The organism is Pseudomonas sp. XK-1, from assembly GCF_038069885.1.
GTDB lineage: Bacteria > Pseudomonadota > Gammaproteobacteria > Pseudomonadales > Pseudomonadaceae > Aquipseudomonas.
In genome coordinates this window covers 137,472-156,302 of sequence record NZ_JBBPES010000001.1, presented here as the reverse complement: position 1 = coordinate 156,302, position 18,831 = coordinate 137,472, and the positions used below count along the sequence as shown (strand labels likewise).

Sequence of the window (18,831 nt, the reverse complement as noted above, 5' to 3'; positions counted from 1 at the left end):
CAGTCTCGCCGCAGCACTGTCAATAATTCTGCAAGGCCTCGATCAGGCCTCGTCCTGCCGGCCACACTAAACCAGAGGCCGGGATAATTTCAATATTTTTGACAAAGAGCACTAAAACGCCCTTGTCATGTTCGTTTTATTAAACATAGACTGCGCAAAATCCTTCGCCAACCCTTTATTTGCGCCCGCGGATGACCAGCATGACCTTCGATAACAGCGCCAACATGATCGAAAAAACAAACACTCTCGACAATTTCTGGATGCCGTTCACCGCCAACCGTCAATTCAAGGCCAAACCGCGCCTGCTGGAAAGCGCCACCGGCATGTACTTCACCAGCGACGACGGCCGGCAGATCCTCGATGGCACCGCCGGGCTCTGGTGCTGCAACGCCGGCCACGGCCGCCAGGAAATCACCGAGGCGGTAAGCAAGCAGATCGCCAAGCTGGATTTTGCCCCGTCCTTCCAGATGGGCCACCCGCTGCCGTTCGAGCTGGCCAGCCGCCTGGCCGAGATCGCCCCGCCCGGGCTGAACAGGATTTTCTTCACCAACTCCGGCTCCGAGTCGGCGGACACCGCTCTGAAGATCGCCCTGGCCTACCAGCGCGCCATCGGCCAGAGCAGCCGCACCCGCCTGATCGGCCGCGAGCTGGGCTATCACGGCGTCGGCTTCGGCGGTATCTCGGTGGGCGGCATGGTCAACAACCGCCGCGCCTTCCCCCTGCAGCTGCCGGGGGTCGACCACCTGCCGCATACCCTGGATATCGCGCGCAACGCCTTCAGCACCGGTCTGCCGGAGTTCGGTATCGAGAAGGCCGACGAGCTGGAGCGCCTGGTAACCCTGCACGGCGCGGAGAATATCGCCGCGGTCATCGTCGAGCCCATGTCCGGCTCGGCCGGGGTCATCCTGCCGCCCGTGGGCTATCTGCAGCGCCTGCGTGAGATAACACGCAAGCACGGCATCCTGCTGATCTTCGATGAAGTCATCACTGGCTTCGGCCGCGTCGGCAAGGCCTTCGCCGCCCAACGCTGGGGCGTCACCCCGGACCTGATCACCACCGCCAAGGGCCTGACCAACGGGGCCATCCCCATGGGCGCGGTGTTTGTCGACGAGCGCATCCACGATGCCCTGATGCAGGGGCCGGACGGCATCGAGCTGTTCCACGGCTATACCTACTCGGGTCACCCGGTGGCCTGTGCCGCGGCCCTGGCCACCCTGGATATCTACCAGCAGGAGCAGCTGTTCGAGCGCGCCATCGAACTGGAAGGCTACTGGCAGGACGGCCTGCACAGCCTGCGGGACCTGCCCAATGTGCTCGACATCCGCGCCATCGGCCTGGTCGGCGGGGTGCAGCTGGCAGCGAACAGCCAGGGCCCCGGCAAGCGCGGCTTCCAGGTATTCGAACAGTGTTTCCACAACGACCTGATGGTGCGGGTGACCGGCGATACACTGGCCATGTCACCGCCGCTGATCGTGACCAAGGCGCAGATCGACACCCTGGTCGAAAAGCTCGCCGACGCGATCCGCCAGGCCGATTAACCCACCACACGGAATATTCAGATGCATATCGAAAAGATCGTCGATTTCGCCCAGGCCAACAGCGCCCCCGAACACTACCGCCCCGCCCCGGAGAAAGTCCTCAAGGGCGATCCCGCGCAAAGCGTGCGCAACCACTACGGCAGCCCCTGCGGCCAGTTCAACACGGGCATCTGGGAAGGCGCGGTGGGCCAGTGGACGGTCAATTACAGCGAACACGAGTACTGCGAAATTCTTGCCGGCGTGTCGGTGCTGCGCGACCAGGATGGCAACGCCAGAACCGTGCGCGCCGGCGACCGCTTCGTGATCCCGGCCGGTTTTTCCGGCACCTGGGAAGTGCTGGAGCCCTGCCGCAAAGTCTATGTGATCTTCGAGCAGGCCCAGGCCTGAACAACCCGCTCATGTGTCACCCTTTAGCCCGCCCCGAGCGGGCTTTTTTACGCCCAGGGCGAACCCCAAGACGCGACATGCCGGCTCTGCAGGGGCGACGGCACAACGCAACCCGAGGCCCGAGGTAAATCCCGGGCAAGAAAAAGCCCGCCATGAAGGCGGGCTTTTTCGGCAAGGAGCCAGATCAATTACTTGATCTTGCCTTCCTTGTACATCACGTGCTTACGCACAACCGGATCGAATTTTTTAATTTCGATTTTGTCCGGAGTGGTGCGCTTGTTCTTGTCGGTAGTGTAGAAATGACCAGTACCGGCACTCGAGATCAAACGGATCAGTTCGCGCATGACTTACTCCTTAAACCTTTTCGCCACGAGCACGCAGCTCGGACAGAACGACGTCAATACCACGCTTGTCGATGCAACGCATGCCTTTGGCAGAAACGCGCAGACGCACAAAACGGTTCTCAGACTCGACCCAGAAGCGATGGTGCTGCAGGTTCGGCAGGAAACGACGACGGGTTTTGTTGTTTGCGTGGGAAATGTTATTCCCAGTTACCGGACCCTTACCGGTAACTTGACAGACTCTCGACATGCCTCAGCCCTCTAAAACCACATGCCCAACCCGGCATGGGTTGGCCGCTTAAACTCAATATCATTGGCGCTCGGCGCCGCGTATCTCGAGGGTCTTACCAGCTGCACAACAAAGCGCACGAACCGGGCCCCTACAAAAGAGCGCTGCTTTATACCAGAAAGCCCAGGGTGCAACAAGGACAACCGTACTTTGCCTGAACCAGTGGTGCCGCCGATTTTCCCCGCGCCGCCAGCAGGGCTGGGCCGGGCTGGCATCTGCCGCTCGTCGCCCAGACTGGCTGTTCGAGCACGCGCTTATCGACTAGCAGCCTGTCGGATTTGACCGCCCGTAGCGAGGGAAAGCCCGGATTGAGTCAGTTTTGCTGATTTTACGAGGCGGGGGGCCGCCCCGCGAATAGCTGGCTATTTAACGAGGGAAAGCAGCAAAAATGGCCACATCCGAATTTTCCACAGCAGGGCAGCGTTAAGCCCGACAGGCTGCTAGGGTAAGGCTTTTGCTGGCGCACCCTATTGGGCGCACCGCATCCAGGAAGGAGTTTGCCATGCGCCGTATTGCCCCAACGCTGCTGTTCGCCAGCCTGCTGAGCCCGCTGCTGGTTCAGGCCGCCACACTCAGCGTCTGCACCGAGGCCAGCCCGGATGGCTTCGACGTGGTGCAGTACAACTCGCTGACCACCACCAACGCCTCCGCCGACGTGCTGATGAACCGCCTGGTGGACTTCGACGCCGCCAGCGGCCAACTGCTGCCGAGCCTGGCGCAGAGCTGGGAAGTCAGCGAGGACGGCCTCAGCTACAGCTTTGTCCTGCGCGAAGATGTCGCCTTCCACACAACCGACTACTACAGCCCCAGCCGCCCACTGAATGCCGACGACGTGCTGTTCAGCTTCCAGCGCATGCTCGATCCGGCGCATCCGTGGCATAAAATTGCCCCCAGCGGTTACCCCCACGCTCAATCGATGCAGCTGCCAAGCCTGATCAAAAGCATCGACAAGACCGGCGAACACAGCCTGCGCTTTAGCCTTAACCGTCCCGATGCGACCTTTCTCGCGACCCTGAGCATGGGCTTCGCCTCCATCTATTCCGCCGAATATGCCGAACAGCTGATGCAGGCCGGCAGCCCGGAAAAACTCAACAACCAGCCCATCGGCAGCGGTCCGTTTGTCTTCAAGCGCTTCCAGAAGGATGCCCAGGTGCGCTACAGCGCCCACCCGCACTACTTCGCCGGTAAACCCGCGGTGGATCAGCTGGTGTTTGCCATCACCCCGGATGCCAATGTGCGCCTGCAGAAACTGCGCCGCGGCGAGTGTCATATCGCCCTCTCGCCCAAGCCCCAGGACGTGCAGGCCATCGCCGACGACAGCCGCCTCAAGAGCGAACGCAGCGCCGCCTTTATGACCGCCTTCGTGGCCATCAACAGCCAGCACCCGCCGCTGGACCAAACGGCCGTGCGCCAGGCGATCAACCTGGCCTTCGACAAGGCCAGCTACCTGCAGGCGGTGTTCGAGAACAGTGCCGAAGCCGCCAATGGCCCCTTCCCGGCCAACACCTGGAGCTACGCCAGCGAGCTGCCGGGCTACGCCTTTGACCCTGCCAAGGCCCGCGCCCTGCTGGCCGAAGCCGGTCTGGCGGAGGGTTTCAAGACCACCATCTGGACCCGTCCCAGCGGCAGCCTGCTCAACCCCAACCCGAGCCTCGGTGCGCAACTGCTGCAGGCCGATCTCGCCCAGGTCGGCATCCAGGCCGAGATCCGCGTGATCGAATGGGGCGAGCTGATTCGCCGCGCCAAGGCCGGCGAGCACGACCTGCTGTTCATGGGCTGGGCCGGCGACAACGGCGATCCGGACAACTTCCTCACTCCGCAGTTTGCCTGCGCCTCGCTGGAGTCCGGGCTGAACTTCGCCCGCTACTGCGACCCGCAACTGGACCAGCTGATCACCGATGGCAAGACCCACAGCGACCAGGCGCAGCGCAGCCAGCTGTATAAGGAAGCGCAGCGGATCATCCAGCAGCAGGCCTTATGGCTGCCGCTGGCCCACCCGACCGCCTATGCGCTAATGCGCAAGGAAGTCGAGGGTTATCAGGTCAGCCCCTTCGGCCGCCAGGATTTCGCCAAGGTGCGCCTGGTTCCCTAGCGTGCTGTCTCGCAATAATCATTGTTCAAGCTGCTGCGGTTTGCCTGTGTAGGGTGCGCCGTGCGCACCACTGACAACCGGCTGCCTGGTGCGCACGGCCTAGGCGGCCCCGCGCGCCCTACGAACCGGTGGCATCAAAACAATAATGCTGAGACAACTCACTAGAGCCAGCCGTACTCGGCCATCGACAGCGGCTCACCATCGCCGACGATAAAGTGGTCGAGTACCCGCACCTCCACCAGCTCCAGGGCCTCCTTCAGGCGACGGGTCAGCAGCCGATCCGCCTGGCTCGGCTCGGCTACGCCCGAGGGGTGGTTATGGGTCAGAATCAGCGCCGCCGCATTGTGTGCCAGCGCCCGCTTGACCACCTGGCGCGGGTAGACGCTGGCACTGTCGATGGAGCCATGAAACAACGCCTCGAAGCCCAGCACCCGATGCTTGGCATCGAGAAACAGGCAGCCGAAGACTTCGTGGGGCTCGTGACGCAACAGCGCCTTGAGGTAGTCACGTACTGCCTGCGGGCTTTCCAGGGCGGAATCACGGCGTAGTTGCTCGGCCAGGTGACGGCGGGCCATTTCCAGCACTGCCTGCAGCTGGGCAAACTTGGCCGGACCCAGCCCCAGACGCTGACTGAATGACGGCAAATCGGCCTGCAGCAAGGCACGCAACCCGCCAAAATCGCCCAGCAGGTGGCGCGCCAGATCCACCGCGCTCTGCCCGGCCACGCCGGTACGCAGAAAGATCGCCAGCAACTCGGCATCGGTCAGGCTGACGGCCCCCTGGGCCAGTAATTTTTCCCGCGGGCGCTCTGCCGCGGGCCAATCGCGAATACTCATAACACCTCCTTGTGGTCGTCCCGCCAGCCTCCGGGCGAAGGCCGCAGGACTGGGCACACCGCTGCTCCCGTGCGGCCTCTGTGCTATCGTAGCGCAACTTTTGCGCGGCGGCCGGCGCACCGCCGCGGCGCACATCCACCGTCTATAAAAGGCAGGCCTATGCAGCGGCTTTATCGGAAACGCATCATCGTGGGCGTGGGCGGCGGCATTGCCGCCTACAAGAGTGCCGAGCTGGTTCGCCGACTCAAGGATCTGGACGCCGACGTGCGCGTGGTCATGACCCGGGCCGGCCGCGAATTTATTACCCCGCTGACCCTGCAAGCCCTCTCTGGCCACCCGGTACACCTGGACCTGCTCGACCCCGCTGCCGAAGCCGCCATGGGCCATATCGACCTGGCGCGCTGGGCCGACCTGGTGCTGATCGCCCCGGCCACCGCCGACCTGATGGCGCGCCTGGCCCAGGGCGTGGCCGACGATCTGCTGACCACCCTGGTGCTGGCCACCGACGCCCCCGTAGCCCTGGCTCCGGCCATGAACCAGGCCATGTGGCGCGACCCGGCGACCCAGGCCAATGCCCAGTTACTCAGCCAGCGCGGCCTGCACCTGTTCGGCCCGGCCGCCGGCAGCCAGGCCTGCGGCGATGTCGGCCTGGGCCGCATGCTCGAAGCCGAGCAACTGGCGCAATGCGCCGCCGACTGCTTCCAGGGCCAGGCCCTGACCGGCAAACATGTACTGATCACTGCGGGGCCGACCCAGGAAAACATCGACCCGGTGCGCTATATCACCAACCACAGCTCCGGCAAGATGGGCTTCGCCCTGGCCGAGGCCGCAGCCGAAGCCGGTGCCAAGGTCACCCTGATCAGCGGCCCGGTGCATCTGCCGACGCCCGAGCGGGTCGACCGCATCAATGTCACCAGCGCCCGCGACATGCTCGCCGCCTGCGAGGCCGCCATGCCCTGCGACCTGCTGATCGCCGCCGCCGCGGTTGCCGATTACCGCCCAGAAGTGGTCGCCCAGCACAAATTGAAGAAAGACCCCAGCAGCGGCGATGGTTTGCTCCTGCAAATGGTGCGTAACCCGGATATTCTCGCCACTCTGGCTGGACGCAGCGACCGCCCCTTCAGCGTCGGCTTCGCCGCCGAAACCGAGAACCTGCTGGAGTACGCCTCGCGCAAGCTCAAGGACAAGAACCTCGACCTGATCGTCGCCAACGACGTGGCCAACCCCACCATCGGCTTCAACAGCGAGGAAAACGCCATCACCATCATCGACCGCGAACTGCAACAGAGCAGCTTCGGCCAGACCAGCAAGAGCAAGATCGCCCGCCAGCTGATTGGTTTTATCGCCGAGCGTCTGCCCCGCACCTGAAGCCACTTACACAACAACGAGTCCCGCATGCACGCCTTACAAGCCAAGATCCTCGACCCGCGCCTGGGCCACGAATTCCCCCTGCCGCAATACGCCACGCCGGGCTCTGCCGGCCTCGACCTGCGCGCCATGCTCAAGCAGGAGCTGGTACTGGAACCCGGACAGACCGTGCTGATCCCCACTGGCCTATCAATCTATATCGGCGACCCGGGTCTGGCGGCGATGATCCTGCCGCGTTCGGGCCTGGGCCATAAACATGGCATCGTCCTCGGCAACCTGGTCGGCCTGATCGACTCGGACTACCAGGGCGAGCTGATGGTGTCCTGCTGGAACCGCGGGCAGAGCGCCTTCACCATTGCCATCGGCGAGCGTATCGCCCAGCTGATTCTGGTGCCGGTGGTCCAGGCGCATTTCCAGCTGGTCGAGCAGTTCGACGAAAGTGAGCGTGGCGCAGGCGGCTTCGGCCACTCCGGCAGCCACTGATTGGCCCCAATGATTGTAGGATGAACCGTCGAGGAGACGCCGCATGAAACTCTTCAAGCGCACTGCCAAGGATGCCGCCTCCGCCAATCCAGGCCACCAGGCCACAAGCTCCGCGCCAAGCCCCCAGCAGCAGGCTGCCAATGCCATCCTGCCGGGCCTGCTGGCCGCACTCGCCGGACTGCTCGTCGCCGGCGGCCTGCTCTGGTTCGGCATACTCGACAGCAGCCAGCAGCGGCAGCAGCAACAGCTCAGCCAGGCCTGGGGCAGCAGCCAGGCCTCGGCCCTGGACAAGGCCCTGCAACAACTGGCCGCGAACACCGCCAGCGCCGCGCGCAACCCGCAACTGCTCGAAGCCCTGCAAAGCCAGGACAGCAACCAGCTGCGCGCCGCCGAACGCAATCTCGGCCACTGGCACGGAGTGATCGATGCCCACCTCAATGCCCGCGGCCAGGCCCGGCAGGACATGACCCGCAGTGCGCCGATGAACTTTGCCGCCCTGGACATGCTGCGCCGGGTGGAAAGCGACCAGAACCCTGCCCCCGAAGCCTACAAGGTCGGCCAGCGCTGGCTGGTCTACAGCGCCGCGCCGCTGCGCCTGAGGGACGGCGAGCCGCTGTATGGCACCCTGCTTCTGGCCGTCGACCTCGACCAGCTGCTGGCCAGCCTGCCGACCCTGCCGGCGGATGTCGGCCAGGTGCAGCTGAGCCAGCAGTTCAGCAATACCGCCGCCCAGGTGCTGGCCAGTATTGGCCAGGCCAGCGGCCAGGCCCAGACGTTCCCCACCGGCAACCCCAACTGGACGCTCGGCTTTACCCCGGGCCCGGCACTGCAGCAGCTGACCTACTCGCCACTGCTGCTGGTGATCATCGGCCTGATCGCCCTGCTCGGCTCCCTGCTCGGCCTGCACCAGCTGCACAGCACCCTGCAGCGCCGCCTGCAAAAGGACGTCATGCAGCTGGCCCAACTGATCAAAGAACTCTCGGCCGGCAAGGCAGTCAAACCCTTCAGCCTGAGCCTGCCAGCGCTCGACAGCCTGGCCCACGCTCTGGCACGTCTGCCACGCCGAGCCCATGAAACTGTCGCGAGCGCCCCCGCGCAAACGTCCGCCCCGACACCCGATCCGCAGCAAATGGCAGCGGCCGGCCTGGTTGATCCACTGTTTCAAGACACCGATATCCTCGATATCGATATTCTCGACGAAGACCAGGATCTCCTGGGACTGGAGCAACCCCCTGCAATGAATACTCAACAAACCGCACCCAGCTTACCCGCCGATATTTTCCGCGCCTACGACATCCGTGGCGTGGTCGGCAGCAGCCTGACCGCGGAAAGCGCCTACTGGATCGGCCGCGCCATTGGCTCGCAGAGCCTGGCCCAGGGCGAACCAAACATCGCCGTGGGCCGCGACGGCCGCCTGTCCGGCCCGGAGCTGGTGCAACAGCTGATCCAGGGCCTGCTCGACTGTGGCTGCAATGTCAGCGACGTCGGCATGGTACCGACCCCGGTGGTCTACTACGCCGCCAATATCCTCGCCGGCAAATCCGCGGTGATGCTCACCGGCAGCCACAACCCGTCGGACTACAACGGTTTCAAGATCGTTATCGCCGGCGACACCCTGGCCAATGAGCAGATCCAGGCGCTGAAGACGCGCATCGACAACAACGACCTGGCCAGCGGCGTAGGTTCGGTCGAGCAGGTCGATGTGCTGCAGCGCTACTTCCAGCAGATCCGCGACGACATCGCCATGGCGCGCCCGCTGAAAGTGGTGGTCGACTGCGGCAACGGTGCCGCCGGGGTGATCGCCCCGCAACTGATCGAGGCCCTCGGCTGCACGGTGATTCCGCTGTTCTGCGAGGTGGACGGCAACTTCCCCAACCACCACCCGGACCCGGGCAAGCCGGAAAATCTGGTCGACCTGATCGCCAAGGTCAAGGAAGAAAAGGCCGACCTCGGCCTGGCCTTCGATGGCGACGGCGACCGTGTCGGCGTTGTGACCAACAGCGGGGCCATGATCTACCCGGACCGCCTGCTGATGCTGTTCGCCAAGGACGTGGTGTCGCGCAACCCTGGGGCCGACATCATCTTCGACGTCAAATGCACGCGCCGCCTGACCCCTCTGATCAGCGGCTACGGCGGCCGTCCGGTGATGTGGAAAACCGGCCACTCGCTGATCAAGAAGAAGATGAAGGAAACAGGTGCCCTGCTGGCCGGCGAGATGAGCGGGCATATCTTCTTCAAGGAGCGCTGGTTCGGCTTCGATGACGGTGTCTACGCCGCCGCCCGCCTGCTGGAGATTCTCAGCCAGGACAAGCGCGATGCCGACCAGATCTTCGGGGCCTTCCCCAACGATATCGCCACCCCTGAGATCAATATCCAGGTCACCGAGCAGAACAAGTTCGGCATTATCGAGCGCCTGCAACGCGATGCGGTCTGGGGCGAAGGCAATATCACCAGCCTCGACGGCGTGCGGGTCGACTACCCCAAGGGCTGGGGTCTGGTACGTGCCTCCAACACCACGCCGGTGCTGGTGTTACGCTTCGAAGCGGAAAACGAGGATGAACTCGAACGCATCAAGGACGTGTTCCGCGCCCAACTCTACAGCGTCATACCTGAACTCGATCTGCCCTTTTGATCAACACCGCTTACCCACTGGAGCCCTGCATGACCCTCGAACGTGATGCCGCCACCAACGTCGCCAAGGTATTGTCCGAAGCGCTGCCCTATATTCGCCGCTTCGTTGGCAAGACCCTGGTGATCAAATACGGCGGCAACGCCATGGAAAGCGACGAGCTGAAAACCGGCTTCGCCCGCGACATCGTGCTGATGAAGGCGGTGGGTATCAATCCGGTGGTGGTCCACGGCGGCGGCCCGCAGATCGGTGATCTGCTCAAGCGCCTGTCCATCGAGAGCCATTTTATCGACGGCATGCGCGTCACCGACACGGCCACCATGGACGTGGTGGAGATGGTCCTCGGTGGCCAGGTCAACAAGGACATCGTCAACCTGATCAACCAGCATGGCGGCAGCGCCATCGGCCTGACCGGCAAGGATGCCCAACTGATCCGCGCCAAGAAGCTCCAAGTCAGCCGCAAGACCCCAGAGATGACTCAGCCGGAAATCATCGACATCGGCCATGTCGGCGAAGTTACCGGAGTCAACACCGACCTGCTCAATATGCTGGTCAAGGGCGACTTTATCCCGGTCATCGCGCCCATCGGCGTCGGCCAGAACGGCGAGTCCTACAACATCAACGCCGACCTGGTGGCCGGCAAGGTGGCCGAGGCGCTGCAGGCTGAGAAGCTGATGCTGCTGACCAATATCGCCGGGCTGATGGACAAGCAGGGCGAGGTGCTCACCGGCCTGACCACCGAGCAGGTCGACGGCCTGATCGCCGACGGCACCATCTACGGCGGCATGCTGCCGAAGATCCGTTGCGCCCTGGAAGCGGTGCAGGGTGGCGTCAACAGCGCCCATATCATCGACGGTCGGGTACCCAATGCGGTGCTGCTGGAAATCTTCACCGACAGCGGCGTCGGCACCCTGATCTGCAACCGCAAGCGCCCCTGATCGGCCTCAGCCATGCCCTTCGGCCAGCCCTTGAGCTGGCCGAAGCGTTACGGCGCTAGCGCTCGGTCAGCTGCTTGAGGCGCTCGAGATCGGCGTCGAAATTGGCATTCGACTGCTCACGCAACGCCTGGTAGCGCTCGATATCGCTTTTCAGACGCGCCTGCTCGGCAATCTGGTTATCGATCTGCGCCAGCAGGTGGGCGGGCACTTCGCGGCCGGCGCGCTCATGCTCGGCGGCCTGGCTCTGCAGACTGGCCTGCTGATTACGCACCGACTGAAGATTGCCCCGCGCCACGCCAATCAGGCCATCGAGCTCGGCCAGCTTACGTTGCCGGGCCCGCTCGACGTCTTCCGGGGTGCTGTAGAGGCGCAGCAGCTGCACATCGGAGAGCGCCTGCGCCTTCTCCAGCTGCATACGCCGCAATTCCTCGGCAGTGGGGGCCGGGGGAATCACCCGGATCACCCGCCCCTGCTCGTTCAGCACCTGGTAACCCCGGCCGATATGCTCAGGCGGCACGCCCTGGCGGCTGAGTACCGTGGTACCGCGTTCGTCGGTATAGCGGTACAGCTCGACCGCACTCGCCACAACCGGCAGCAGTAGGCCCAACAACAGCGAACAGCGGATCAGCCTGGTTGTGCGCATCAATGCCGTACCTCACTTCAAGAAATCAGATGCCGTATTCGGCGCGGTAAGCCTCGACCGCAGGCAGATACTGCTTGAGTTCGGCGTCGTCAGCCAGATATTCCAGCACCTGCTGCAGTGACACAATGCTCACCACCGGCATGCCGTAGTCGCGCTCGACTTCCTGAATCGCCGACAGTTCGCCCTTGCCGCGCTCCTGGCGGTTCAGTGCGATCAGCACACCGGCGGCCTGCGCGCCCTGGGCCTGAATGATCTGCATCACCTCGCGAATGGCCGTACCGGCGGTGATCACATCGTCGACGATCAACACCCGACCGGCCAGCGGTGCACCCACCAGGGTGCCGCCTTCGCCATGATCCTTGGCTTCCTTGCGGTTGAAACACCAGGGCAGATCGCGCTGATGATGCTCGGCCAGTGCCACTGCAGTGGTCGCCGCCAGCGGAATGCCCTTATAGGCCGGGCCGAACAGAACGTCGAAGGCGATTCCACTGTCTACCACCGCAGCAGCATAGAAACGCCCAAGCTGGGCCAGGGCCGAACCACTGTCGAACAAGCCGGCATTGAAGAAATACGGGCTGATCCGCCCGGATTTCAGGGTGAACTGACCGAAGCGCAGAACCCCACGCTCGATGGCAAAACGGATGAAATCGCGCTGGTACGCTTGCATGGAAAAGCCCCGGACAACACGGATCTGCTAGGAATTTAGCTAATAGAGGTGAGCTCGGGTATCATACACGCACGTGATTTTGGGGGCCATTTATGCGGATCATCAGTGTGAACGTGAATGGTATTCATGCTGCAGTCGAGCGCGGTTTGCTCAGCTGGCTGCAAGCACAGAATGCCGACGTCATCTGTCTGCAGGACACCCGCGCCTCCGCCTTTGAACTGGACGACCAAGCCCTCCAACTGGATGGCTATTTCCTCTATGCCTGCGATGCTGAAGTGCCGAGCCAAGGTGGCGTGGCACTCTATTCGCGGTTGCAACCCAAGGCGGTAATCAGCGGCCTCGGCTTTGAAATGGCCGATCGCTACGGGCGCTACCTGCAGGCCGATTTCGACAAGGTAAGTATCGCCACCCTGTTGCTGCCATCGGGGCAGAACGGCGATGAAAGCTTGAACCAGAAGTTCAAGTTTATGGACGACTTCACTCATTATTTGGACAAGCAGCGCCGCAAGCGCCGCGAATACATCTACTGCGGCTCGCTCTACGTGGCGCACCAGAAGCTCGACGTGAAGAACTGGCGCGACTGCCAGCAATCGCCGGGCTTCCTCGCGCCCGAGCGGGCCTGGATGGATGAAGTGATCGGCACCATGGGCTATGTCGATGCCCTGCGCGAAGTCAGCCGCGAAGGCGAGCAGTTCAGCTGGTGGCCGGACAGCGAGCAGGCCGAACTGCTCAACCTCGGCTCGCGCTACGACTACCAGCTGCTGACCCCGGGCATGCGCCGCAGCGTGCGCAGTGCACGCCTGCCGCGCCAGCCAAGGTTCTCCCAGCATGCGCCACTGATCGTCGATTACGACTGGACCCTCAGCGTCTGATCAACAGACAACAAAAAAGCCGGCGTGATGCCGGCTTTTTTGTTGTGCGCCTGCGCCTATTTCACCAGACGCCAGGCGAAGGGATAGCGATAGGCCTGGCCCTCATTGGCCTTGACCCCGGCAATAACGGTCAGCACCAGCGCGGCAACCCCGACCAGTACCAGCAGCGGGAAGCCGATAATTACCACCATCAGCAGGAAACACAGCGCCATCGCCAGCGACACGCTGATCTGGAAGTTCAGGGCTTCCTTGCCCTGCTGATCGACAAAGGGGTCGAGGTCCTTCTTGATCTGCCAGACAATCAGCGGCCCAAGCAGATTGCCAAAGGGAAACACCAGCCCGAGAAAGGCCGCGAAGTGACAGAACATCGCCCATTGCCGGGCTTCCTGACTGGGTGCCGGCTGCGGCACTGGGGACTCGTCGCTCATGGTGCTTCTCCTTGCGTTACGGGCTTGTAGTACAGCTCAATCAGTCAGCCAGGGCCGCCAACTGCAACTCGAACAGCTCGGCCATGCCTTTCTGCGCCAATGCCAGCATGGCATTCAGCTCGGCCGGCTGGAAGGGCGCGCCCTCGGCCGTGCCCTGCACTTCGATAAAGCCGCCGGCACTGGTCATCACCACGTTGAGGTCGGTTTCCGCCGCCGAATCTTCCAGATAATCCAGATCCAGCACCGGCTCGCCCTGGTACATGCCCACCGATACCGCGGCAATCATCTGCTTGAGCGGGTCGCCGCCTTTCAGGCCGCCACGCTTCTTGATCACTTTCAGCGCATCGACCAGGGCCACCATGGCACCGGTGATGGACGCGGTGCGGGTGCCGCCATCGGCCTGGATCACGTCGCAGTCGACATACAGGGTGTTCTCGCCCAGCTTGCTCATATCCAGCGCGGCGCGCAGCGAACGGCCGATCAGGCGCTGGATTTCCAGGGTACGACCGCCCTGCTTGCCGCGGCTGGCCTCACGCTGGTTACGCTCGCCGGTGGCGCGCGGCAGCATGCCGTACTCGGCGGTCAGCCAGCCCTGGCCCTGGCCTTTGAGGAAGCGCGGTACACCCGACTCGACGCTGACCGTGCAAATCACTTTGGTATCGCCAAATTCCACCAGCACCGAACCCTCGGCATGCTTGGTGTAGTTGCGGGTGATGCGAATCGAGCGCAACTGATCGGCGGCGCGGCCACTGGGACGTTTCATCTGGGAATACCTGCTCTTAATAAAAAATCTGCCCGGCATTATAGGGCCCTAAGCCCGCGGCGGTATGCCGAATTGGGAGCGACCGACGCACTGCGCTACAATCCTGCGCCTTGAGCTACGACGTTTCTGCGAGGTTTGCCCCATGATCCACAGCATGACTGCCTTCGCCCGCGCCGAACAGGCCGGTACCAATGGCACCCTGAGCTGGGAGCTGCGCTCGGTCAATCACCGCTACCTGGAACCGCACCTGCGCCTGCCGGAAGCCTTTCGCGACCTCGAAGGCGCGGTACGCGAAGCGCTGCGCAGCGGCCTGTCGCGCGGCAAGGTCGAGTGCACCCTGCGCTTTACCGAAGACAGCACCGGCAAGGCCCTGCAGGTTGACCTGAACCGCGCCGCGCAGCTGGTGGCGGCGGCGCAGAGCGTGGCCGACCTGATCCAGCAGCCCGCCCCGCTCAACCCCCTGGAAGTGCTCGGCTGGCCCGGCGTGCTGGTGGCCGATGCCGCCGACCCGCAAGCCCTCAACAAGGCCGCCCTGAGTCTCTTCACCCAGGCGCTGGATGAACTGAAAATAGGCCGTTCGCGCGAAGGTGCCGAGCTGGCCAAGCTGCTTAACGAACGCCTGGACGCCATCGCCACCGAGGTCGTCGCCCTGCGCGAACTGGTGCCGCAGATGCTCGCCGGCCAACGGCAGAAGATCCTCGACCGCTGCGCCGAGATGCAGGCCGAACTCGACCCGCAACGCCTGGAGCAGGAGCTGGTGATGCTCGCGCAGAAAAGCGACGTCGCCGAAGAGCTCGATCGCCTGGTCACCCATGTCGGCGAAGTACGCCGTGTGCTGAAAAGCGGCGGCGCGGCCGGCCGGCGTCTGGACTTCCTGATGCAGGAACTCAACCGCGAAGCCAATACCCTGGGCTCCAAGGCCTTCGATACCCGCAGCACCCAGGCGGCGGTCAACCTCAAGGTGCTGATCGAGCAGATGCGCGAACAAGTACAGAACATCGAATAACCCAGCGCACGACGCTGCTACCCTACGAGCAAAGTTTTCCAGGATGCATCCATGACCGTCACCACCGGCACCCTCTATATCGTTTCCGCCCCCTCCGGCGCGGGCAAGACCAGCCTGGTCAAGGCTCTGATCGACAGCGAGGCGCAGATTCGCGTCTCGGTGTCGCACACCACCCGCGCCATGCGCCCGGGCGAGGTGGAAGGGGTCAACTACCACTTCGTCAGTCGCGAACAGTTCCATGCCATGCTCGACAACACCGAATTCCTCGAGCATGCCGAGGTGTTCGGCAACCTCTATGGCACCTCCCAGGAGTGGGTCAAGCAGACCCTGGCCGAAGGCTACGATCTGATTCTGGAAATCGACTGGCAGGGTGCACAACAGGTGCGCCGACTGATGCCCGAGGCCAAGTCGATCTTTATCCTGCCGCCGACCCAGGAGGCCCTGCGCCATCGTCTGACCAACCGCGGCCAGGACAGCGGCGAGATCATCGAGCGGCGCATGCGTGAGGCGGTCAGCGAGATGAGCCACTACGTCGAATATGACTACCTGCTGATCAACGACGACTTCGCCCACGCGCTCAGCGACCTGAAATCCATTTTCCGCGCCAACCAACTGCTGCAGGGGCCGCAACAGCAGCGCCACAGTGGTTTGCTCAGCGAATTGCTGGTTTAACGCCGTATGCGGCACGTTCGCAACCCGGGTATTTCTTGCCGCTTGTAGCTTAAAGCTTGCGGCCGTACCACGGGCTTAACTAGACTATCCAGTCCGCCCGCCCATTTGGGCCCGCTTTATTACGCATTTGCTACGAGGAACACCATGGCCCGCGTTACCGTCGAAGATTGCCTGGATCACGTTGATAACCGCTTTGAGCTGGTCATGCTCGCCACCAAGCGTTCGCGCCAGCTGGCCACCGGCGGCAAAGAGCCGAAGCTCGCCTGGGAAAACGACAAGCCGACCGTGGTCGCCCTGCGCGAAATCGCTGCCGGCCTGATGAGCTATGACGTCATCGCCCAGGACGAGATCGTCGAAGAAGAACCGCTGTTTGCCGCATTCGAGGAAGAGGCCAACGAGCCTCTGTAAGCCTATGCCGGGTCGACGTCGTCAGGCGCAGGGTCATCTGAATCGGCAAGGGGAACGCCCATGCCGAGCATAGACGCCCTCGCCGACAGACTTTCGACCTACCTCGACGACGACCAGGTCAACCTGGTGCGTCGCGCCTATTTCTACGCCGAGCAGGCCCACGACGGCCAGCGCCGGCGCAGCGGCGAAGCCTACGTCACCCACCCCCTGGCGGTGGCGAGCATCCTCGCCGATATGCACATGGACCATCAGAGCCTGATGGCCGCCATGCTGCATGACGTCATCGAAGACACCGGTATCGCCAAGGAAGCTCTGGACGCCCAGTTCGGCGAATCCGTGGCCGAGTTGGTCGATGGGGTCAGCAAGCTGACCCAGATGAACTTCGAGACCAAGGCCGAGGCCCAGGCCGAAAACTTCCAGAAGATGGCCATGGCTATGGCCCGCGATATCCGCGTGATCCTGGTCAAGCTGGCCGACCGCCTGCACAACATGCGCACCCTGGAAGTGCTGTCCGGCGAGAAACGCCGACGCATCGCCAAGGAAACCCTGGAAATCTACGCGCCCATCGCCAACCGCCTGGGCATGCACAGCATGCGCATCGAGTTCGAGGACCTGGGTTTCAAGGCCATGCACCCGATGCGCTCCGAGCGCATCCGCGCCGCCGTGCGCCGGGCCCGCGGCAACCGCAAGGAAATCGTCAACAAGATCGAGGAGTCGATCAGCCACTGCCTGGCCCGCGAGGGTATGGAAGGCGAGGTGGTGGGCCGCGAGAAGCACCTCTACGGCATCTACCAGAAGATGCGCGGCAAGCGGCGGGCCTTCAACGAGATCATGGACGTCTACGCCTTCCGTATCATCGTCGACAAGGTCGACACCTGCTACCGCGTGCTCGGTGCCGTGCATAACCTGTACAAGCCGCTGCCCGGGCGCTTCAAGGACTATATCGCGATCCCCAAGGCCAACGGCTACCAGTCGCTGCACACCACCCTGTTCGGCATGCACGGCGTACCGATCGAGATCCAGATCCGCACCCGCGAGATGGAAGAGCTGGCCAACAACGGCATCGCCGCCCACTGGCTGTACAAATCCAACGAGGAAGACCAGCCCAAGGGCAGCCATGCCCGCGCGCGGCAGTGGGTCAAGGGCGTGCTGGAGATGCAGCAGCGCGCCGGTAACTCGCTGGAATTTATCGAAAGCGTAAAGATCGACCTGTTCCCCGACGAAGTCTATGTGTTCACCCCCAAGGGGCGGATCATGGAGCTGCCCAAGGGCTCGACCGCGGTGGACTTCGCCTACGCCGTGCACACCGATGTCGGCAACACCTGCATCGCCTGCCGCATCAACCGCCGCCTGGCACCGCTGTCCGAGCCGCTGCAGAGCGGGGCCACGGTGGAAATCGTCAGCGCCCCCGGCGCGCGGCCGAACCCGGCCTGGCTCAACTTCGTGGTCACCGGCAAGGCGCGCACCCATATTCGCCACGCCCTCAAGCTGCAGCGCCGCTCCGAGTCGATCAGCCTCGGCGAGCGCCTGCTCAACAAGGTGCTGGCCGGCTTCAACAGCCGGATCGAGAAGCTCGCGCCGGAACGGGTCAAGGCGGTGCTCGACGAGTATCGCCTGGAGGTGATCGAAGACCTGCTGGAAGATATCGGCCTGGGCAATCGCATGGCTTATGTGGTGGCGCGCCGCCTGCTCAGCGAAGGCGGCGAAACCCTGCAGAACGCCGAAGGCCCGCTGGCCATTCGCGGTACCGAAGGCCTGGTACTGAGCTACGCCAAATGCTGCACACCGATTCCCGGCGACCCCATCGTTGGCCACCTGTCCGCGGGCAAGGGCATGGTGGTGCACCTGGAAACCTGCAGGAACATCGGCGAAATCCGGCATAACCCGGAGAAGTGTATCCAGCTGTCCTGGGCCAAGGACGTGGTCGGCGAGTTCAACGTCGAACTGCGCATCGAACTGGAACACCAGCGCGGCCTGATCGCCCTGCTGGCCGGCAGCGTCAACGCCGCCGACGGCAATATCGAGAAGATCAGCATGGACGAGCGCGACGGCCGTATCAGCGTGGTCCTGCTGATCGTCAGCGTGCATGACCGCGTCCACCTGGCCCGGGTGATCAGGAAGCTGCGCGCGCTCAAGGGCGTGATTCATATCAACCGGGTCAAGGCCTGACGGCCAGTTAAGAAACCGCTCAACCCCTCCCTCTGCATTCAACCCAATCGCTCCCGGATTGCGTTGCGCCTGTCCAGGCTACCCCGCCATCGCCACCCGTCCGCGCCTACCCTGCCACTTGCCTTACTTGTCCTAAACCCCGCGTCAGCGCTTGCGCCGGCTTGGCCCTTGGGCGCGTTTCGCGCACCAGCAGGGGGCGATTGGCGGGCAAAACAGGCTTGACCAGCGAGTCATAAAAGCCCGCTATTTGCCGTTTAAAAACAGACGCCTATGGCGATTTCAGCGCTTCCTGGCACGGCCGG

19 protein-coding genes are annotated in these 18,831 nt (G+C 63.3%); 12 read left to right on the top strand and 7 right to left on the bottom strand.

The features are described from left to right. Positions 1-224: 224 nt before the first annotated feature. Positions 225-1,538 (top strand): aspartate aminotransferase family protein, encoded by a 1,314-nt coding sequence (locus WMW70_RS00700; protein WP_341436529.1) that lies wholly within the window; start codon positions 225-227, stop codon positions 1,536-1,538. A 21-nt stretch (positions 1,539-1,559) separates the two neighbouring features. Then, positions 1,560-1,925, top strand: coding sequence for a cupin domain-containing protein (locus WMW70_RS00695; protein WP_341435607.1), 366 nt, complete (start codon positions 1,560-1,562; stop codon positions 1,923-1,925). A gap of 188 nt (positions 1,926-2,113) precedes the next feature. Here WMW70_RS00695 and rpmG read toward each other — a convergent pair whose 3' ends face one another. Together rpmG and rpmB are read right to left on the bottom strand one after the other, a co-directional pair. Then, entirely contained in the window at positions 2,114-2,269 is a 156-nt protein-coding gene (gene rpmG, locus WMW70_RS00690) for a 50S ribosomal protein L33 (RefSeq protein ID WP_022960960.1), read from the bottom strand. 10 nt (positions 2,270-2,279) lie between these two features. Then, positions 2,280-2,516: a 50S ribosomal protein L28 gene (rpmB, locus tag WMW70_RS00685; protein WP_090240685.1), complete on the bottom strand. Its 237-nt coding sequence runs from the start codon at positions 2,514-2,516 to the stop codon at positions 2,280-2,282. A gap of 541 nt (positions 2,517-3,057) precedes the next feature. Between rpmB and WMW70_RS00680 the strand changes: the two genes are divergently transcribed. Next, on the top strand, positions 3,058-4,647 hold the full coding sequence (locus WMW70_RS00680) for an ABC transporter substrate-binding protein (RefSeq protein WP_341435606.1): 1,590 nt from the start codon (positions 3,058-3,060) through the stop codon (positions 4,645-4,647). Between the two features lie 161 nt (positions 4,648-4,808). Here WMW70_RS00680 and radC read toward each other — a convergent pair whose 3' ends face one another. Further along, complete coding sequence (gene radC, locus WMW70_RS00675) at positions 4,809-5,483, bottom strand: RadC family protein (protein ID WP_341435605.1); 675 nt, start codon at positions 5,481-5,483, stop codon at positions 4,809-4,811. Between the two features lie 159 nt (positions 5,484-5,642). Between radC and coaBC the strand changes: the two genes are divergently transcribed. The 4 genes from coaBC (at position 5,643) to argB (ending at position 10,901) form a co-directional block, all read left to right on the top strand. Next, positions 5,643-6,851: a bifunctional phosphopantothenoylcysteine decarboxylase/phosphopantothenate--cysteine ligase CoaBC gene (coaBC, locus tag WMW70_RS00670; protein ID WP_341435604.1), complete on the top strand. Its 1,209-nt coding sequence runs from the start codon at positions 5,643-5,645 to the stop codon at positions 6,849-6,851. A 27-nt stretch (positions 6,852-6,878) separates the two neighbouring features. Then, on the top strand, positions 6,879-7,334 hold the full coding sequence (dut, locus tag WMW70_RS00665) for a dUTP diphosphatase (RefSeq protein WP_341435603.1): 456 nt from the start codon (positions 6,879-6,881) through the stop codon (positions 7,332-7,334). A 1,237-nt stretch (positions 7,335-8,571) separates the two neighbouring features. Continuing rightward, positions 8,572-9,966: a phosphomannomutase/phosphoglucomutase gene (gene algC / locus WMW70_RS00660; RefSeq protein ID WP_341436528.1), complete on the top strand. Its 1,395-nt coding sequence runs from the start codon at positions 8,572-8,574 to the stop codon at positions 9,964-9,966. A gap of 29 nt (positions 9,967-9,995) precedes the next feature. Next, a complete protein-coding gene (gene argB / locus WMW70_RS00655; RefSeq protein ID WP_341435602.1) occupies positions 9,996-10,901 on the top strand; it encodes an acetylglutamate kinase in 906 nt (301 codons plus the stop codon). Positions 10,902-10,956: 55 nt separating this feature from the next. On the opposite strand, the gene WMW70_RS00650 is transcribed toward argB, so the two are convergent. Then, positions 10,957-11,544, bottom strand: a complete 588-nt coding sequence (locus WMW70_RS00650; protein WP_341435601.1) for a DUF4124 domain-containing protein — start codon at positions 11,542-11,544, stop codon at positions 10,957-10,959. 25 nt (positions 11,545-11,569) lie between these two features. After that, the gene (gene pyrE / locus WMW70_RS00645) at positions 11,570-12,211 is read right to left on the bottom strand and encodes an orotate phosphoribosyltransferase (RefSeq protein ID WP_325505295.1); all 642 of its coding nucleotides are present in this window, start codon (positions 12,209-12,211) and stop codon (positions 11,570-11,572) included. A gap of 92 nt (positions 12,212-12,303) precedes the next feature. On the opposite strand from pyrE, the gene WMW70_RS00640 reads away from it, so the two are divergent. After that, a complete protein-coding gene (locus WMW70_RS00640) occupies positions 12,304-13,083 on the top strand; it encodes an exodeoxyribonuclease III (RefSeq protein WP_341435600.1) in 780 nt (259 codons plus the stop codon). Positions 13,084-13,139: 56 nt separating this feature from the next. On the opposite strand, the gene WMW70_RS00635 is transcribed toward WMW70_RS00640, so the two are convergent. Beyond that, positions 13,140-13,511, bottom strand: coding sequence for a DUF4870 domain-containing protein (locus tag WMW70_RS00635; RefSeq protein ID WP_341435599.1), 372 nt, complete (start codon positions 13,509-13,511; stop codon positions 13,140-13,142). A 40-nt stretch (positions 13,512-13,551) separates the two neighbouring features. Beyond that, complete coding sequence (gene rph, locus WMW70_RS00630) at positions 13,552-14,274, bottom strand: ribonuclease PH (protein ID WP_341435598.1); 723 nt, start codon at positions 14,272-14,274, stop codon at positions 13,552-13,554. A 142-nt stretch (positions 14,275-14,416) separates the two neighbouring features. Here rph and WMW70_RS00625 point away from each other — a divergent pair, with 142 nt between their 5' ends. The 4 genes from WMW70_RS00625 (at position 14,417) to spoT (ending at position 18,529) form a co-directional block, all read left to right on the top strand. Next, on the top strand, positions 14,417-15,280 hold the full coding sequence (locus WMW70_RS00625; protein WP_341435597.1) for a YicC/YloC family endoribonuclease: 864 nt from the start codon (positions 14,417-14,419) through the stop codon (positions 15,278-15,280). 51 nt (positions 15,281-15,331) lie between these two features. Beyond that, on the top strand, positions 15,332-15,952 hold the full coding sequence (gene gmk, locus WMW70_RS00620) for a guanylate kinase (protein WP_341435596.1): 621 nt from the start codon (positions 15,332-15,334) through the stop codon (positions 15,950-15,952). Positions 15,953-16,096: 144 nt separating this feature from the next. Then, positions 16,097-16,360, top strand: a complete 264-nt coding sequence (gene rpoZ, locus WMW70_RS00615; protein WP_305621687.1) for a DNA-directed RNA polymerase subunit omega — start codon at positions 16,097-16,099, stop codon at positions 16,358-16,360. A gap of 60 nt (positions 16,361-16,420) precedes the next feature. Then, positions 16,421-18,529 (top strand): bifunctional GTP diphosphokinase/guanosine-3',5'-bis pyrophosphate 3'-pyrophosphohydrolase, encoded by a 2,109-nt coding sequence (gene spoT, locus WMW70_RS00610; protein WP_341435595.1) that lies wholly within the window; start codon positions 16,421-16,423, stop codon positions 18,527-18,529. Positions 18,530-18,831 lie beyond the last annotated feature (302 nt).

Excerpts from the sequence above, each read along its gene's own strand:
- rph (WP_341435598.1), bottom strand. The coding sequence starts at position 14,274 with ATGAAACGTCCCAGTGGCCGCGCCGCCGATCAGTTGCGCTCGATTCGC.
- WMW70_RS00635 (WP_341435599.1), bottom strand. The coding sequence starts at position 13,511 with ATGAGCGACGAGTCCCCAGTGCCGCAGCCGGCACCCAGTCAGGAAGCC.
- rpmG (WP_022960960.1), bottom strand. The coding sequence starts at position 2,269 with ATGCGCGAACTGATCCGTTTGATCTCGAGTGCCGGTACTGGTCATTTC.
- rpmB (WP_090240685.1), bottom strand. The coding sequence starts at position 2,516 with ATGTCGAGAGTCTGTCAAGTTACCGGTAAGGGTCCGGTAACTGGGAAT.
- coaBC (WP_341435604.1), top strand. The coding sequence starts at position 5,643 with ATGCAGCGGCTTTATCGGAAACGCATCATCGTGGGCGTGGGCGGCGGC.
- algC (WP_341436528.1), top strand. The coding sequence starts at position 8,572 with ATGAATACTCAACAAACCGCACCCAGCTTACCCGCCGATATTTTCCGC.
- WMW70_RS00640 (WP_341435600.1), top strand. The coding sequence starts at position 12,304 with ATGCGGATCATCAGTGTGAACGTGAATGGTATTCATGCTGCAGTCGAG.
- radC (WP_341435605.1), bottom strand. The coding sequence starts at position 5,483 with ATGAGTATTCGCGATTGGCCCGCGGCAGAGCGCCCGCGGGAAAAATTA.
- rpoZ (WP_305621687.1), top strand. The coding sequence starts at position 16,097 with ATGGCCCGCGTTACCGTCGAAGATTGCCTGGATCACGTTGATAACCGC.
- dut (WP_341435603.1), top strand. The coding sequence starts at position 6,879 with ATGCACGCCTTACAAGCCAAGATCCTCGACCCGCGCCTGGGCCACGAA.
- WMW70_RS00695 (WP_341435607.1), top strand. The coding sequence starts at position 1,560 with ATGCATATCGAAAAGATCGTCGATTTCGCCCAGGCCAACAGCGCCCCC.
- pyrE (WP_325505295.1), bottom strand. The coding sequence starts at position 12,211 with ATGCAAGCGTACCAGCGCGATTTCATCCGTTTTGCCATCGAGCGTGGG.
- gmk (WP_341435596.1), top strand. The coding sequence starts at position 15,332 with ATGACCGTCACCACCGGCACCCTCTATATCGTTTCCGCCCCCTCCGGC.
- argB (WP_341435602.1), top strand. The coding sequence starts at position 9,996 with ATGACCCTCGAACGTGATGCCGCCACCAACGTCGCCAAGGTATTGTCC.
- WMW70_RS00700 (WP_341436529.1), top strand. The coding sequence starts at position 225 with ATGATCGAAAAAACAAACACTCTCGACAATTTCTGGATGCCGTTCACC.
- WMW70_RS00680 (WP_341435606.1), top strand. The coding sequence starts at position 3,058 with ATGCGCCGTATTGCCCCAACGCTGCTGTTCGCCAGCCTGCTGAGCCCG.
- spoT (WP_341435595.1), top strand. The coding sequence starts at position 16,421 with ATGCCGAGCATAGACGCCCTCGCCGACAGACTTTCGACCTACCTCGAC.
- WMW70_RS00625 (WP_341435597.1), top strand. The coding sequence starts at position 14,417 with ATGATCCACAGCATGACTGCCTTCGCCCGCGCCGAACAGGCCGGTACC.
- WMW70_RS00650 (WP_341435601.1), bottom strand. The coding sequence starts at position 11,544 with ATGCGCACAACCAGGCTGATCCGCTGTTCGCTGTTGTTGGGCCTACTG.